The 15,389-nt window shown below is 66.4% G+C and carries 17 protein-coding genes and 1 pseudogene; 5 read left to right on the forward strand and 13 right to left on the reverse strand.

From position 1 onward, the window contains the following. Positions 1 to 88: 88 nt before the first annotated feature. Both QFW77_RS03525 and QFW77_RS03530 read left to right on the forward strand, forming a co-directional pair. Positions 89 to 370 (forward strand): DUF2782 domain-containing protein, encoded by a 282-nt coding sequence (locus QFW77_RS03525; RefSeq protein WP_280572907.1) that lies wholly within the window; start codon positions 89 to 91, stop codon positions 368 to 370. A gap of 244 nt (positions 371 to 614) precedes the next feature. Continuing rightward, positions 615 to 1,235, forward strand: a complete 621-nt coding sequence (locus QFW77_RS03530; protein WP_280572909.1) for a helix-turn-helix domain-containing protein — start codon at positions 615 to 617, stop codon at positions 1,233 to 1,235. A 17-nt stretch (positions 1,236 to 1,252) separates the two neighbouring features. On the opposite strand, the gene QFW77_RS03535 is transcribed toward QFW77_RS03530, so the two are convergent. Beyond that, complete coding sequence (locus QFW77_RS03535) at positions 1,253 to 1,705, reverse strand: hypothetical protein (protein WP_280572911.1); 453 nt, start codon at positions 1,703 to 1,705, stop codon at positions 1,253 to 1,255. Positions 1,706 to 1,910: 205 nt separating this feature from the next. Between QFW77_RS03535 and QFW77_RS03540 the strand changes: the two genes are divergently transcribed. Further along, a complete protein-coding gene (locus QFW77_RS03540; protein ID WP_280572912.1) occupies positions 1,911 to 2,957 on the forward strand; it encodes an oxidoreductase in 1,047 nt (348 codons plus the stop codon). 18 nt (positions 2,958 to 2,975) lie between these two features. Here the strand turns inward: QFW77_RS03540 and QFW77_RS03545 are convergent, their stop codons facing one another. The 3 genes from QFW77_RS03545 to QFW77_RS03555 form a co-directional block, all read right to left on the reverse strand. Then, entirely contained in the window at positions 2,976 to 3,608 is a 633-nt protein-coding gene (locus tag QFW77_RS03545; protein ID WP_280572913.1) for a LysE family translocator, read from the reverse strand. Between the two features lie 254 nt (positions 3,609 to 3,862). Beyond that, positions 3,863 to 4,768, reverse strand: a complete 906-nt coding sequence (gene gnd, locus QFW77_RS03550; protein WP_280572914.1) for a phosphogluconate dehydrogenase (NAD(+)-dependent, decarboxylating) — start codon at positions 4,766 to 4,768, stop codon at positions 3,863 to 3,865. Between the two features lie 189 nt (positions 4,769 to 4,957). Continuing rightward, positions 4,958 to 6,262, reverse strand: a complete 1,305-nt coding sequence (locus QFW77_RS03555; protein ID WP_280572915.1) for a sialidase family protein — start codon at positions 6,260 to 6,262, stop codon at positions 4,958 to 4,960. A 57-nt stretch (positions 6,263 to 6,319) separates the two neighbouring features. On the opposite strand from QFW77_RS03555, the gene QFW77_RS03560 reads away from it, so the two are divergent. Both QFW77_RS03560 and QFW77_RS03565 read left to right on the forward strand, forming a co-directional pair. After that, positions 6,320 to 6,706: a putative signal transducing protein gene (locus tag QFW77_RS03560; RefSeq protein ID WP_280572916.1), complete on the forward strand. Its 387-nt coding sequence runs from the start codon at positions 6,320 to 6,322 to the stop codon at positions 6,704 to 6,706. Between the two features lie 257 nt (positions 6,707 to 6,963). Then, positions 6,964 to 9,420, forward strand: coding sequence for a Tex family protein (locus tag QFW77_RS03565; RefSeq protein ID WP_280572917.1), 2,457 nt, complete (start codon positions 6,964 to 6,966; stop codon positions 9,418 to 9,420). Positions 9,421 to 9,535: 115 nt separating this feature from the next. Here QFW77_RS03565 and QFW77_RS03570 read toward each other — a convergent pair whose 3' ends face one another. The 9 genes and pseudogenes from QFW77_RS03570 to QFW77_RS03605 form a co-directional block, all read right to left on the reverse strand. Beyond that, positions 9,536 to 9,937: a YybH family protein gene (locus tag QFW77_RS03570; protein ID WP_280572918.1), complete on the reverse strand. Its 402-nt coding sequence runs from the start codon at positions 9,935 to 9,937 to the stop codon at positions 9,536 to 9,538. Positions 9,938 to 10,030: 93 nt separating this feature from the next. Then, positions 10,031 to 10,462, reverse strand: coding sequence for a hypothetical protein (locus QFW77_RS03575; RefSeq protein ID WP_280572919.1), 432 nt, complete (start codon positions 10,460 to 10,462; stop codon positions 10,031 to 10,033). Between the two features lie 94 nt (positions 10,463 to 10,556). After that, positions 10,557 to 10,835, reverse strand: a pseudogene (locus QFW77_RS19095) (DMP19 family protein); the annotation flags it as partial. 537 nt (positions 10,836 to 11,372) lie between these two features. After that, a complete protein-coding gene (locus QFW77_RS03580) occupies positions 11,373 to 12,179 on the reverse strand; it encodes a putative phage abortive infection protein (protein WP_280572920.1) in 807 nt (268 codons plus the stop codon). A gap of 70 nt (positions 12,180 to 12,249) precedes the next feature. Then, positions 12,250 to 12,534 (reverse strand): hypothetical protein, encoded by a 285-nt coding sequence (locus QFW77_RS03585; protein ID WP_280572921.1) that lies wholly within the window; start codon positions 12,532 to 12,534, stop codon positions 12,250 to 12,252. A 433-nt stretch (positions 12,535 to 12,967) separates the two neighbouring features. Continuing rightward, positions 12,968 to 13,276, reverse strand: coding sequence for a hypothetical protein (locus QFW77_RS03590; protein WP_280572922.1), 309 nt, complete (start codon positions 13,274 to 13,276; stop codon positions 12,968 to 12,970). A 108-nt stretch (positions 13,277 to 13,384) separates the two neighbouring features. After that, the gene (locus QFW77_RS03595; RefSeq protein ID WP_280572923.1) at positions 13,385 to 13,648 is read right to left on the reverse strand and encodes a hypothetical protein; all 264 of its coding nucleotides are present in this window, start codon (positions 13,646 to 13,648) and stop codon (positions 13,385 to 13,387) included. A gap of 59 nt (positions 13,649 to 13,707) precedes the next feature. Then, the gene (locus tag QFW77_RS03600) at positions 13,708 to 14,022 is read right to left on the reverse strand and encodes a hypothetical protein (protein ID WP_280572924.1); all 315 of its coding nucleotides are present in this window, start codon (positions 14,020 to 14,022) and stop codon (positions 13,708 to 13,710) included. A gap of 1,050 nt (positions 14,023 to 15,072) precedes the next feature. Further along, a partial coding sequence (locus QFW77_RS03605) for a hypothetical protein (protein ID WP_280572925.1) occupies positions 15,073 to 15,389 on the reverse strand: 317 nt, incomplete at its 5' end.

Raw genomic sequence — 15,389 nt, forward strand, 5'->3', positions numbered from 1 at the left:
GGCGTCGATCCCTGCGCCTGCCGAACCGATCACGGCCGGTGGCCGGGGCCGGGCGCATAATCGATGCGAACCGTTTCCGGAGCCCGCGATGAAATTCCTGCTGCTGATCCCGCTGCTCGCGCTCGCCGCCTGCGCTACCGTGGGCGCGCCCGATCGCCCGGAGGTCCCGGCCAACGCGGTGGAAAACACCCGCACCGAGCCCAACGGCGACGTCATTACCGAGTACCGCGTCGGCAACCAGTTGCGGATGGTGCGGGTGCAGCCGGCCCGCGGACCGGAGTACTTCCTCTACGACCGCGATGGCGACGGCAGCCTCGACAGCGACATCGACGATCCGCCGCAGACCTATTTCGAGCTGTTCGAGTGGTAGCCAGGCCGCACTGCCGGCTGCGACGACCGATCCGCGGAGCGCAGCGGACCATTGGCCTATACTCCCAGTCGAGCCACGAACATCCTGACTGGAGAAAGGAGCGGGTGCCCGGTGGCCCGGCCGGGCCCTGCGCGGCCAGGGAAGACGCGATGTCGCCGCATCCGGCTGGCGGTCCGGTCCCGCGCGGGGCATCCTGATCAGGACACCGCCACCGCTGCACCGATCCTCGGAGAAGATCGTCCCGATGAACCCGAAACTCCCGACCCTCGGCGCCCTGCTGCGCGGGCTGAGGACCCGCAACGGCTGGACGCTGAAGCAGATGAGCGAGCGCACCGGGATCCCGCTGTCGACCCTGTCGAAGGTCGAGCACGACCGCCTCACCCTGACCTACGACAAGCTGCAGCAGCTCAGCCAGAAGCTCAACGTGCGCATGTCCGAGCTGTTCGCCGAGCCGGCGCCGGGCGCGGAAGCGTCGGCGGTGACCGCACGCCGCAGCATCGGCGACCTGGACAAGGCGATCCGCGTCACCACCGACAACTACGACTACTACTTCCTGTGCCCGGAACTGCGCCGCAAGCGCATGATCCCGGTGGTGACCCGGATCCGCGCCAAGTCGGTCGAGGAGTTCGGCGAACTGGTCCGCCATTCCGGCGAGGAGTACATCCACGTCCTCGAGGGCCGCATCCAGGTCCACACCGAGTTCTACGACCCGGTGGTACTCGACGCCGGCCAGTCGATCTACCTGGACAGCAACATGGGCCACGCCTACCTGGTCGACCGGGGCTGCGAGGAGGCGGTGGTGCTCGGCGTGTGCTCCAGCGCCGACGAGGACCTGATGGAGGCGCTGCTGGCGCTGCGCGAATAGCGCCTCCGCCGGCGCGGCTACTCCAGCCGGATCCGCACCGGCGAGACGAACCCCGGTACCGCGGCCTCGACCCGGGCCGAGGATTCGGCCAGCGCCAGGATCGCGCCGCACATGCGCGTCGCCGCTTCCGCCACCTCGGCGCCGCGGCCGCGGAAGATCGCCGCCATCGGCTTGACCTCGCGCGCGGTCCGGTCGGCCTCGCCGAGGAAGCGGCGCAGGTCCTCGTAGTACCCGGGGTCGCCGTGCGCCACGCGGCGGCCGTCCAGCACCAGCGCCTCGGCGTCGATGCTGGTGTCCACGCCTGCGCCGGTGAAGTCGATCCGCGCGTCGCCGAGATGCACCTCCGCCGGCAGCTCCACGTCGACGATGCGCGAACACTGCGCGGGATCCGCGGCAGCGGCGGCGCCGGTCGCCGCCAGGGCCGCGGCAGCGGCGAGCGGCAAGACCGCAGTGCGAAGCCGGAGATTCATCGCGGGGCTCCTGTTGCGTACGCAGACGCGATTCCAACATGGCGCCGGCGCCGGGCGGGCGTGCATGAGGGCACCATGACTTCATGCCTGGGGGCCAAGCGCCCTCCCGATCGCCGCTGGCGGGATAATCGCGGCAGCCCGACCGGAGCGCGCCCATGTCCACCTGGCTTTCCCCACGGCAACGCTTCCACGGCGGAGCACGCCCTTGAAGCCGGTCCTCAATGCCGCCCTGGTGGGCTACGGGTTCGCCGGGCGGGTGTTCCACGCGCCGCTGATCGCGCACACCCCGGGCCTGGCCCTGCATACCGTGGTCTCGGGCCGCGCGGCGGCGGTGCGCGCGGATCACCCACAGGCACGGGTGGTCGCCCAGCCGCAGGCCGCGTTCGCCGATCCGGCGATCGATCTGGTGGTGATCGCCACGCCCAACCCCAGCCATGCGCCGCTGGCGCTGGAGGCGTTGCGCGCGGGGCGCCACGTGGTGGTGGACAAACCGTTCGCGGTCTCGCTGGCCGAGGCCGGCGCGGTGGTCGCGGCGGCGGAGCGGGCCGGGCGCATGGTCAGCGTGTTCCACAACCGCCGCTGGGATACCGACTTCCTCACCCTGCGCGGCCTGCTCGACGCGGGCGCGCTGGGCGAGATCGTCGAGCTGCAGTCGCACTTCGACCGGTTCCGCCCGGAGGTGCCGGACCGCTGGCGCGAGCGGCCGGGGCCGGGCGCGGGGCTGTGGTTCGACCTCGGGCCGCACCTGGTCGACCAGGCGCTGCAGCTGTTCGGCATGCCGGAGACGGTACAGGCCGACCTGGCGGCGATGCGCGACGGTGCCGGCGTCGACGACTGGTTCCAGGCCACCCTGCGCTGGCCGCGCCGGCGGGCGCTGCTGCATGCCTCCACGCTGTGCGCCGCCGGCAGCCTGCGCCTGGCCGCGCACGGCACCGGCGGCAGTTTCGTCAAGCACGGCCTGGACCCGCAGGAAGCGCGGCTGCGCGCCGGCGTGGTGCCCGGCTCGCCAGGCTGGGATGAGCGCCCTGAGCCGGGCGAGCTGGTGCGCACTGCCGGCGAAGGCCTGCGCCGCGAGCCGGTCGCCAGCGTGCCTGGGGACTACCGCGCGTACTACGCCGGCATCCGCGCCGCGATCCTCGGCCAGGCCGCGCCGCCGGTCACCGCGGTGCAGGCGCTGGAGGTGATGCGGGTGCTGGAGGCCGGCCTCGAAAGCGCGCGGACCGGCGCTGCGGTCCGCCCCGGGCCCGGCTGACCGCCTCGGCGGCGGACCTCAGCGGCGGACCTCCGCCGCCATCTTCACCGCGAACGCGGCCAGGGCGGTGCCCATCAGCCAGCGCTGCGCCAGCAGCCACAGCGGGCGCGCCGCCAGGAACCCGGCGATCGCCCCGGCGAGGATCGCGATCAGCGCGTTGACCATCACGCTGATGGCGATCTGCAGGCTGCCGAGCAGGATCGACTGCCCGAGCACGTTGCCCTGGGCCGGATCGATGAACTGCGGCAGCAGCGACAGGTACAGCACCGCGGCTTTCGGATTGAGCAGGTTGGTCACCAGGCCCATCGCGAACAGCCGGCGCGGGCTGTCCTTCGGCAGCGCGCGCACCTGGAAGGGCGAGCGCCCGCCGGGGCGCAGGGCCTGCCAGGCCAGGTACAGCAGATAGCCGGCACCGGCCAGGCGCAGCGCGTCGTAGGCGTAGGGCACCGCCATCACCAGCGCGGTGATGCCGAACGCGGCGCAGACCATGTAGAACACGAACCCCAGCGCCACCCCGCCCAGCGAGATCAGCCCGGCCGCCGGCCCCTGCGCGATCGAGCGCGAGATCAGGTAGACCATGTTCGGCCCCGGCGTGAGCACCATGCCCAGCGAGATCAGCGCGAACGCCAGCAGCTGGGTTGGCTCGGGCATGGCGGACACTCACTGGGACCAGACAGCGAAAATACGCGATCTCCGCCGGCCGATCTGCGTTGCGCTGCGCAATGCAGCGTGCCGTCCGTGCGGGTTCGCGCCCAGGGACCACGCCCGCCCCACCGTAGGAGCGCCCATGGCCGCGAGGGCCGCGGATGTCTCCGGCCAAGCGGGCGGCGATCGCGGGCGTTTGCCGCCGCGCGGGCGTTCGCGTGCATGGCACGCTCCTACGGAACGATCGCGTCGGACGTGCCTCAGTCGTGCCGCACGCCGTGCCCGCCGAAGGCATCGCGCAGCGCTGCCAGCAGCCGGTCGGCGAAGGCGGCGTCGTCGCGCGAGCGCAGCCGCTCGATCAGCGCCTGGGTGATCACCGGCGCGGCCACGTCCAGATCGATCGCTTCGGCCACGGTCCAGCGGCCCTCGCCGGAGTCGGCCACGTACGGCGCGATGCCCTCGAGCCCCGGGTTGTCGCGCAGCGACCCGGCGCACAGGTCCAGCAGCCACGAGCGCACCACGCTGCCCTCGCGCCAGATCTCGGCGACCTGCGCAAGGTCGAAGCCCAGCGCCTCCTTGCGCTGCAGGATCGCGAACCCTTCGGCATAGGCCTGCATCAGCCCGTACTCGATCCCGTTGTGCACCATCTTGGCGAAGTGCCCCGCGCCCGCCGGCCCGACGTGGCCCCAGCCGCGATCGGGCGCCGGCGCCAGGCTGGCGAACAGCGGCGCCAGCCGGCCGGCCAGCGCGGCATCGCCGCCGACGGTGAGGCTGTAGCCCTCCTCCAGCCCCCAGATCCCCCCGCTGGTGCCGACATCCAGCCAGCCGAGGCCGGCGGCGGCCAGCTGCTCCGCGCGGCGCTGGCTGTCGCGATAGAAACTGTTGCCGCCGTCGATCACCGTATCGCCGGCGGCCAGCAGCGGGCGCAATGCGGCGATGGTGTCGTCGACGATGGGGCCGGCCGGTACCATCAGCCACAGCGCGCGCGGCGCCGGCAACGCATCGACCAGCGCCGCCAGGCTCTCGACCGTCTCGATGCCGCGCGCGGCCGCGGCGGCGCGCGCCGCCTCGCCGGGATCGTAGCCGGCCACGCGGTGCCCGCCGCGCAGCAGCCGCTCGCCCATGTTCGCGCCCATCCGGCCCAGCCCGATCATGCCCAGGTCCATGCGTGTCTCCGTCAGCGGCCGAACGCCAGCCTCGCACACCACCGCTCGCGCCGCACCCCGGCCCCCGTAGGAGCGTGCCATGCACGCGAAAGCCCGCACCGCGGCCCAGCCTGGAATCACCGCCCGCCCGACCGGAGCCCCCCGCGGCCTTCGCGGCCACGGGCCGCGCCTACGAGAGACGCGCGGAGCTCACCCGCCCGCCAGCAGCCGCGCGCCGCGCAGCTGCGGCCGTCCATCGATCACATCGGTCCATACCGCGTGGGCGATACCCTCGTGCACCACCAGCCGCGGAAACCCTGTCGCGCGCCCGCGGCCCACCAGCCTCGCCAGCTCGATGCGCTCGAACTCGCGCGACAGATCCGGCGCCAGCCGCGCATACCACAGCGACTGCCCCTCGCCGTCCTCGCGCAGCCACAGCACCCGGACCTGGCGTTCGTCCAGCGCCACCGCGACGCGGCCGTGCACCCCGCCGCCGCGGTCTAGCACCAGCGGCTCGCCGAAGCTGTCGCCGGCGTCCTCGCTGTGGGCCATCCGCACCTGCGGCTCGTCGCCGGCGGCGGTGTACCAGGCCACCACCGCATCGCTGCCGCGCGCGTCGATGTCGGGGCCGTTCACCGGGCAGGCCGGCATGGTCCAGTCGTCGGCGTGCACCCGCTTCGGCGCGGTCCAGGCATTGCCCTCCAGCCGGGTGGCGAGGATGTCGCGGATCTCCTCGCCGGTGCGGCCGCGGTAGACCAGCAGCGCGCCACGGTCGGTCATCGCCACGTCGGTCTTGCAGCACTCGCAGGTGCGGGTGTCCACGGTGGCCTCGTGCACCGGCCGCAGCCCGGCATCGAACAGCGCCGAGCGCAGCATCATCGCGCCCCCGCCGCCATGTGCGCCATGGCCATCGCCGCCACCGGTGTTGCGGCCGTCCAGCCAGGCGATGCCGAGCAGGTCGCGGCCCTGCGGCCACAGCGAGACGAAGCCGTGCTCGGTCGGGGTGCCATCGTCGTGCGGCGAGACCGGCGGCGCCCAGTTGGCGCCGCCGTCCTGCGAGCGGGTCATCACCACGTCGTAGGCGTAGGGCGCGTCCGCGGTCTTCTGCAGCCAGTGCGCCCACAGCGCACCGTCGGCCGTGGCGAGGATGTGCGGGGTGTCGGCCCAGTTGACGAACATGCGGTTGCCGACGGCGATCGTCGCGGGCGCGTTCCGCCAGCGCTGCTGCGCGGTATCCCAGGCGCTGAAGCGGAACAGGTGCCGCCGCCCGGGCTGCGAATCGAGCCAGGACAGCAGGATGCGGCCGTCCGGCGCCAGCGCCAGGTCCGGCGCGGAGGTGCCGGGCGTGGCGCCCGGCAACGGCCAGTCGAGCACCCGCGTCGGCAGCGCGGGATCGCCGGCCGCGGCGGCCGGCGCAGGGGGCGCATCGGGCTGGCCGGTACAGCCGGCGGCCCCGAGGGCCAGGACGATCAGCGGAATGCACCTGCGTGCGACAGTCGGCTTGGCGGTGTCCATGGCCCAAGCGTACCCTGCGTTGACCGCCGCTGCCCGGCCGCCCGTCGACTCCCGCCCATGCTGGTCATCGTCGCCACCTACAGCGACCCGATCGAGGCGCGCATCGCCTGTGGCCTGCTCCTGGCCGAGGGCATCGAGGCGCACCTGGGCGACGAGCACAGCGCACTGGCCAACTGGGAATGGCGGCTGGCGATCGGCGGGGTGAAGCTGCGCGTGGCCGAGGAGCAGGCGATGCATGCGCGCCGCATCCTCCAGGCGCTCGACGAGGGCGCCTATGCGCTCGGCGATGAAGTCGATCCGCCGCTCCTGGCCGGCCACCTGCAGCCGCCGGACCGCGAGACCTGGTCCAGCCGCCTGGCCTGGGCCGCGCTGGTGCTGTTCGGCGTTCCGCTGCCGTGGCGGCGGCGCCGCGAGGAGAGGGCCACGTCCATCCGCGGTTTCTGAGCCCCCTTTTGGCGGTGCGCGACGCGCTGCTCCGGCCTTCGCGGCCGCATCGCCCCGCAGGAGCGTGGCATGTATGCGAAGACCGGCGCGGCTACCAACGCCGGGAATCGCCGCCAATCCGGACGGAGCCTCCCGCGGCTTCGCGGCCATGGGCCGGTCCTACGGCGGAGGCCTTCGTCGAAGTCAACCGCTACCGCCGCGACGCCACGGTTGCCACAATTCCCGCTCCGCGGCCGCCGCCGCCCGGCACGCACATCATGTCCGAATCGAACCCGCAACTCGCCCGACGCATCGCCGAGACCATCGCCGCCGAGATCGGCGCCCGCCCCGCCCAGGCGGAGGCCGCCATCGCCCTGCTCGACGGCGGTGCGACGGTGCCGTTCGTCGCCCGCTACCGCAAGGAAGCCACCGGCGGGCTGGACGACACCCAGTTGCGCGACCTCGAGACCCGGCTGGCCTACCTGCGCGAACTCGAAGACCGCCGCGCCACGATCCTCGCCAGCATCGACGAGCAGGGCAAGCTCACCGACGCGCTGCGCGCCGACATCGCCGCCGCCGACAGCAAGGCGCGGCTCGAGGACCTGTACCTGCCGTACAAGCCGAAGCGCCGCACCCGCGCCCAGATCGCGCGCGAAGCCGGGCTGGAACCGCTGGCCGACGGGCTGCTGCAGGATCCGAACCGCGTTCCCGAGGACTACGCCGCGGGGTTCGTCGACCCGGACCGGGGCGTCGCCGATGCCAGGGCCGCGCTGGAAGGCGCGCGCGCGATCCTGCTGGAGCGCTGGGGCGAGGACGCGGCGCTGCTGGGCGAGCTGCGCGGCTGGCTCGCCGAACGCGGGGTGATCCGCGCGCGCGTGGTCGAGGGCAAGCAAACCGCCGGCGAGAAGTTCCGAGACTATTTCGACCACGCCGAACCACTGGCGAAAATTCCCTCGCATCGAATGCTGGCGCTGCTGCGCGGGCGGCGCGAGGAATTCCTGCAGCTCGACCTCGACCCCGGCAGCGACGCCGAGGCCGGCCACGCCCATGCCGAGGGCCGCATCGCCCTGCATGCCGGCATCGCCGACCGCGGCCGCCCCGCCGATGCCTGGCTGCGCAACGCCTGCCGCCTGGCCTGGCGCGCGAAACTGCACCTGCACCTGATGATCGACCTGGTCAACCAGGCACGGGAAAGAGCCGAGGCCGCGGCGATCGACGTGTTCGGCGAGAACCTCAAGGACCTGCTGCTGGCGGCGCCGGCGGGACCGAAGCCGGTGCTGGGGATCGACCCCGGCATCCGCACCGGCTGCAAGCTTGCGGTGGTCGATGCCACCGGCAAGCTGGTCGCCACCGACACCATCTACCCGCACGAGCCGCGGCGGCAGTGGGAACAGTCGCTGCACACGCTGCGAGCGCTGTGCGTGAAGCACGGCGTGCGCCTGGTCGCGATCGGCAACGGTACCGCATCGCGCGAGACCGACCGGCTGGCGGCGGACCTCATCAAGGCCGCGCCCGAGCTGAAACTGCAGAAGATCGTGGTCAGCGAGGCCGGCGCCTCGGTCTATTCCGCCTCGGAGCTGGCGGCGCGGGAGTTTCCCGGGCTGGACGTGTCGCTGCGCGGCGCGGTCTCGATCGCGCGCCGGTTGCAGGATCCGCTGGCCGAACTGGTCAAGATCGAGCCGAAGTCGATCGGCGTGGGCCAGTACCAGCACGACGTCGACCAGTACCGGCTGGCGCGCGCGCTCGATGCCCGCGTCGAGGATTGCGTGAACGCGGTCGGCGTGCAGGTCAACACCGCCTCGGCGGCGCTGCTGGCGCGCGTGGCCGGGCTGTCGGCGGGCGTGGCCGAGAACATCGTGGTCCACCGCGACGCCAACGGCCCGTTCCGCCGCCGCCGCGACCTGCTCGACGTGCCGCGCCTCGGCGCGCGGACCTTCGAACAGTGCGCCGGCTTCCTGCGCATCGCCGATGGCGACGAACCGCTGGACGCCTCCGCGGTGCATCCCGAAGCCTACCCGGTGGTCGAGCGCATCGTCGCCGCCACCGGCCGGCCGATCCGGGCGCTGATGGGCGATGGCGCCTTCGTGCGCGCACTGAAGCCGGAGCAGTTCACCGACGCGAGCTTCGGCGTGCCCACGGTGCGCGACATCCTCAAGGAGCTGGAGAAGCCCGGCCGCGACCCGCGCCCGGCCTTCAAGGCCGCGCAGTTCGCCGAGGGCGTCGAGGACATCAAGGACCTGCGGCCCGGCATGGTGCTCGAGGGCGTGGTCAGCAACGTCGCCGCGTTCGGCGCCTTCGTCGACATCGGCGTGCATCAGGACGGCCTGGTGCACATCTCCGCACTCGCCGACCGCTACGTGAAGGACCCGCGCGACGTGGTCAAGGCCGGCGACATCGTCAGGGTGAAGGTGCTGGAGGTGGACGTCGCCCGCAGACGCATCGCCCTGAGCCGGCGGCTGGAGGACCCGGCCGGCGAGGGCGCCGCCGGGGCGGGTGCGAAACGCGCGGCGGCGACCGGCGAGCGCGACGGTGGAGCACGCCGCGGCGACTCCGGCGCGGGGCGCCGCCCCGGTTCCGAAACCGGACGCGGAGCCGGTGGCGGCACCGGTGAGCGACCCAAGCCCGGCCGAGGGCCCGGTGGCCCGGCGCGGGGCGGCAGGGGCACGGGCAGCGCCCAGTCGGCGCCCTTCGACAGCGCCATCGCCGAGGCCCTGGCGCGCGCGCGCCGCGGCTGACTAAACCGAAGAAACCCTTTCTTCCGCACCCCGGCTTTGGCATTGGAACACTCCTGAAGCTGGATCAGGGTGTCCACTGAACCGAAGGAAGCTCCGGTTCGGCTTGAATGAATTGTTAGGCGTCACCCTCCGACGCACTGACCGGAACAAGCAGGTTTGCATCACGGGCAATTTTCCACTTCCCAGCATCTTTCTGCAGAATTGTAAGAGTATGGCCGGAGCGCACCATGGGCTCCTTGCCAAGCTGAGTAGCGGTAACTCTAAGCTTTGTAACGGCGTAAGCCCAATCGCCTTGGACCTTAACCTCTATAACTTCACTCTCGCCATCGAACTCTACAGATGCATTGGACTGCGCCTCCGATGCTTCGGCGAAGGCCGACTTGCCGAAAGGCTCTTGGCCAGCGACGAGAAACACTACATCGTCTGTCATTAGCCCGAGTACGGTCTCGGAGTCACCGGCCTTTGTAGCCGTCATCCACGTATCCACGAGGTTTCGGATCTCTTTCTCGTCATTCACGACGTGCTCCCTGCGGCGTCTAACGCCTGAATTAAGCCGACCGGCGAAGCGGGTTCAGCTTGAACGAATTGTTGGGCGGCGACACGATAGAACTCACTTGCCCTCAGCTATAGCTTTGCGGCTGAACTCGAGCATATAGGCTTTGCGATTATCTGAATCCTTGAGCTTGGCAAAATGACGGCGTTGCTCCTCGGTCAATTCAACTTGTCGGTAACCCAGGCGCGCAAGACATGCGTCGTGCGCTGCCATGAAGCGCTCCATGTCGCCAAAGCCCTTAGCCATGCCGGAGCTAAGCGAACCAGCCATTTGGGCTGCAGTGTCGTCGTTCAGAGTTGAGGTCGGAGCAATAGGCTCGCCACGCTCAGCGGCCTTTGCCTCCGCGAGACAAACCTCACCATCGGCGTCGAGTTGCTCTGCGGTCAACCCTTCGCGCACGACCAAAGTATCCGGAGGGACAATTGCGCAAGCGGTAATCAATCCGAACGATAAAACTGCCACAACTGCCTTAACGAGATGCTTTGACATGTACTGCCTCCAATAACGTACCTAGCGATGGCTCCCGAGCCGCCTACACCTGAATTAGGCCGAGCCGAGAAGCGGCTTGGGCTTGAATGAATTGTTAGCCATTTGAGGCCGCATAAGCATCCGCTGCCGCTCCAAAGCCACCGTTCTCTGTCTCTATGAGCACGAAGAACGACTCATCAAGATGCCCGAAGGGACCGCTCTCGTTGTCGCCGCACGCATCCCACGCAGCCTCAATTGCATCCTCACGCTCGTCACGATCTCGAGGATAAGTGGGGCCAAGAGCTGACATGGCTTGCTCTATCAGTGCCGCAGTTTGTGACATGCCGATCTTACGGAACGCCTCGACGCCCTCCGGGGCGAGCACGCCAGTGCTGTCGGAGAAAAACTAATCAAAGCCGCCATTGCAGATCTCAGGTTGGCACCAGTGCGCGGCAGATAGAACACGAGAAGCCTCGGGCGAAGCCGCATATCGCTGAAGGAAGGTGTCTGGGCCGTCGTAGATTGAGACCGTTTCCCAGATTGGATCACCAAGATCCCAATAGCCCATACAGTCTCCCCAAATGGCTAACGCCTGAATTAAGCCGACCCGCGAAGCGGGTTCGGCTTGAATGAATTGTTAGGCGGCTGCCCCACGCTGCATAAGCACGAGATCATCTGCCTTCTCCGTTGTGTAGTGAACAAGTCCGCCAAAGTCAGTGTCTACCATGATGCCAGTGCCAAGATAAGCCCAGCCATCCTCGCCTGGCAGGTACTCGCCTGTGTCCATTGAAGCAATAACACGGCCGCGGTATTGCGTGTCGATCTGTACGACGTCTCCAGGCTTTATGTCTGTGCCATCCGCATACTTCATGCTGCCGCTTAACACCAGAATTAAGCCGAGCCGCAAAGCGGCTTCGGCTTGAATGAGTTGTTAGCCCTCACCATATGCGCCTGGGTCGTACATAGCTTTATGCTGGTCATCCAGAAGTTGCTCAAATGGAACAGTTTTGAGCAACGCGTACCGCTCGACCAGCGGCTTAAATTTCTTTTGGCCAAGAGTGGTCTGACAGTTATAGAAGAGCAATAAAAGCTCTTGGCTAGATAGTTGGGCGCGGATCAGGTTTGTGTAGAACCGCTTGTCAGCCACATAGCTTCGGTCGACAAACTTGACAAGGTTATATAGGGTTCGGAAGTAGTGTCCAACGTCACCCTGATACTTGGAATAAAACCCCATGTACGCGCGGGTAACAGCATCGCTATCTGACTGTCTCTGCAGCTGTTCGTATCTGACGCGGAAGTCACGATAAAAAAATGAAAAGCAGTCCCTGCCCATTAGGTCATTCTTACCTGAGCGCTGGATATCGATTGACTTGACAATCTCGGCGAGAATTCCTAACACGCGGAAGAAGGAACTCTCAAACCCCTCAGCTCTTAGCAAATCATTCTGTGCCGCAATTTGAAGCTTTTGCCCTTCGAGCTCGGCGCGGGTCAGCCGCAGTTCTTGTCGTTGCAAACGAAGTTCATTGCGTTGGAGATAGATGGTATAGATGAGAGAGGCAAACGCGAGTCCCGAGAAGAGCGCGTTAACTGCGCCAAACATATCTCCAAATGTACCCCGTTGTTTCAGCGGATAAAGGAACAACCCTGAAACCACCCATAGAGCCGTGATTGCGACAAGAAGGGCGATGAGCGCTCTGTAGCTTGGCTGAGGATCGGCGTTCACTTTGTCAAATGTCATGGAAATCTCTAGTGGGGGCTAACACCTGAATTAAGCCGACCCGCGAAGCGGGTTCGGCTTGAATGAATTGTTAGGCCTCATAAGCCGTGTTCTCCGGATAGAGACCATTGAGATGGTGCTTGATAACTTTGGCAGCGACACGCTGGAAGATCACTCCTTTTGCGTCCCAGTCGCTGCCGGATATCTGGGTAACGGTGCTAGTGCTCTTGCAGAGAGTAACGCGCCCGACGTTGTGCCCTACCTCGACAAAACGCCGCGGCTTAGCGGGATCGGCTACTCGTATGGGTTGCGAGTACTCGTAGGTCACGGCGTCAGGCGTGTGCTCTATCAGCTGGATTGGAATGAAAAATGCCATGAGGCCTAACACCTGAGTTAAGCCGGCCCGCCCCGACCAGCGTTCAGATCATAGCCGTAACGATGCGGGCTCGGCTTGAACGACTTGTTAGGCCGCTGGCCCGGAAGCGCAAAGTCCGGCGACCACAAACGCAACAGCTTGCTCGACCGTGTCTGCTGTGAGCCTATCAGTTACCGATGAGCTCTCACAAAGAAACGGACAAGTGCCAGTGCTGGACTCAAGTTGCACCTCAGCGTCAGTGCCAGCACGGCGGAAGAACCATAAACCGTCGTCGTCAGCGCCAGGATGCACGACGGGGAGCTGCGCTGCCGATATCTCGGGATGCACCGAACCCAGTTGAGTAATGATTGCATCAATGTCCCGCACACTGTCTCCTGCGGCCTAACGCCTGAATTAAGCCGACCCGCGAAGCGGGTTCGGCTTGGATGAATTGTTAGGGCTCATTACGACGCAAGTAGAACCAGCCCCAGGTGACCAGCATACCTATCACTACACCCAGCGGTGTGGTCGCAAAAGCAAGCAAGGGGCCTTGAGCATCATTGGTGAGAACGAGAGGACCAAAGAAACCACCGACTAAGCCCAACAAACCAAGGCATAACATCAAGCCGAACCCCACGAGAGAATAGACAAAGAGGGTTGGCCCTGTGCGCCGCTTGAAGTGGGCACGCCAAATGAGTAGCGGCAAGTACAGCAAGACAACGCAGGCGGTAAGGATCAAACCGATTGCTGTGTCAATGCTCATGAGCCCTAACACCTAAGTTAAGCCGACCCGCGTAGTGGAGCCGACAACATGGCAAGCTTTACCTGCCATGTTGTGGTGTAACGAAGCGGGTTCGGCTTGAACGCATTGTTAGGTGCCACTAGCCGGCAGTGGCCCACGCTTGACCATTGCCTCCTCTGCACCGTGAAGATAGCTGCCGCTTGGGCCGCTGTGCTTAAACTGCCAGTGGGAGCCGTCCCAGATCACGTCGTCCTTAATCGCCTTACTGTGGTTCTGGTAGTAGCCAACACCGAGCGAACCATCGCTGTAGGTCTCCAGGACCAAGCCATCGACTGCGGGCGAGTGCCCCACGCGAATCCACTGATTGATCTGTACGACGGGAATATCTGTCATGTGGCACCTAACAACTGAATTAAGCCGTGCCGCGAAGCGGCATCGGCTTGAATGAATTGTTAGGCCCCAGCCACATGCTGCCAGAGCCTAGAAACGCCACGGTACTCTCTCTCCGCACGGTGCTTCGCCTCCGCAACTGTCGGGCAGCTCGCAGCAGCCAGAACGTACCAGTCAGCGTCGCAGAAGAACAGCAAGATGTCGGCCGCGTCGTACTGATTGCGCGCAATAACAAGGCCGGGCACCGAGTCCAATCTCGTTCCGTCCACCACCATGTATGGACCGTCGGGATCGTGCAATACGGATGCGTCGATGCGAGCAAACTCAAGCACGTCGGCGTTGTCGAGTTCGGTCGGTGGGCGAGACTCTTTATTCATGGGGCCTAACACCTGAGTTAAGCCGACCCGCGAAGCGGGTTCGGCTTGAATGAATTGTTAGGCCTATGCCACGCGTGTGCCGAGCAACCCGAGTACACATTGGCCACGGACAAGAGCATAGCCCCAAGCGAACGCCTTGCCGCTGGGGGGCCAAAGTTGCTCATAAGCGACGAATCGATCCCCCGAGAGGTACTGGGCTTTGAGCCATAGCCAGTCTTTGTTGCCATAGGCGAATGGCACCTGTGGAGCCTTTGGATTTCTTGCGGCGTACTTAAGCCCTAGGGCCTCCATTTGTTGGATGGAAAGGTTTGGGCCGCTCAAACGGATTGCGTCGGACTCCTGGCAGGACGAAGACTCTGCTGCCACGCTCTGAGCGGTAGCGAGGACGAGTAAGCAAGCTGCGAGAGTCTTCCACCTAGGCCTAACGCCTGAGTTAAGCCGCGCCGAAGGCGTCGGCTTGAATGATTAGTTAGCCTTCGCAGGCGCCGCTACAAAAACGAAAGCAGAAGGACCTACTTGGAGGCCCTCGTTAATTGCGAACACCTCAAGCCGCAGCTTGAATGGCCTCGACCATCCCGCTGGCGGATCAATCAACCTCACTCTTAGACGAAATACCTCGGAATTCCTGTTAAGCGGAACGATCGGAAAATTCGGAAAGGCCATGAACGGATCTTGCGGTCTCGCCGCTTCTGACCGAAACACGAATCCGAGATCCTCCAACTCGAAGTCAGAATCGACAGGAATTAGTATCTCCAAGTCCGCTACAGCGTAGGCGGCGCAGCTTCCGGCGACTTCCGAACTTGCGCGTTGAACTGAGACAACTCTCACGACCGGAGCTGGAACCGACAAGGCTAGAGGAAAGTCGTACTCGCGGTCGAACCGGGACCGGTCTGGAACGAACGCTTTCGCCGTGGGCACAGGCGAACACGCAGCCGCTGACTCGATGGCCAGCGCCGTGGAAATCAAGAGGCCCGCGAGGAGGTAGCGTTTCATCGTGGCTAACACCTGAGTTAAGCCGACCCGCGAAGCGGGTTCGGCTTGAATGAATCGTTAGGCCCCAAACCGGGCTACTACTGACTTGCAGGCTGGTAAGGCGATTGGCTCGGCCCAAATTGTTGCAGATTGTATCTCTGGCTCAAGCCCGGCGAGCGCGTCACGGGTCCAAAGGCCACGTGCCTGACCAATGGGCAAGGCGTCTGTCTCGGACTGAATCAGACTGAAGGCGCCGAAATCCGGATCGTTGTCTGGAACCTCAACGGCTGAACTCAGTTGGTCGAGCAGGTGACATCCATCCAGTAAAGGCATGGAGCCGGCAAGGATTGCGGCTGCAATCTCCGCCGCCCTCGCGCGACAGGAAGCGACGTACT

The organism is Luteimonas endophytica, from assembly GCF_029887875.1.
Classification (GTDB): Bacteria; Pseudomonadota; Gammaproteobacteria; order Xanthomonadales; family Xanthomonadaceae; genus Luteimonas; species Luteimonas endophytica.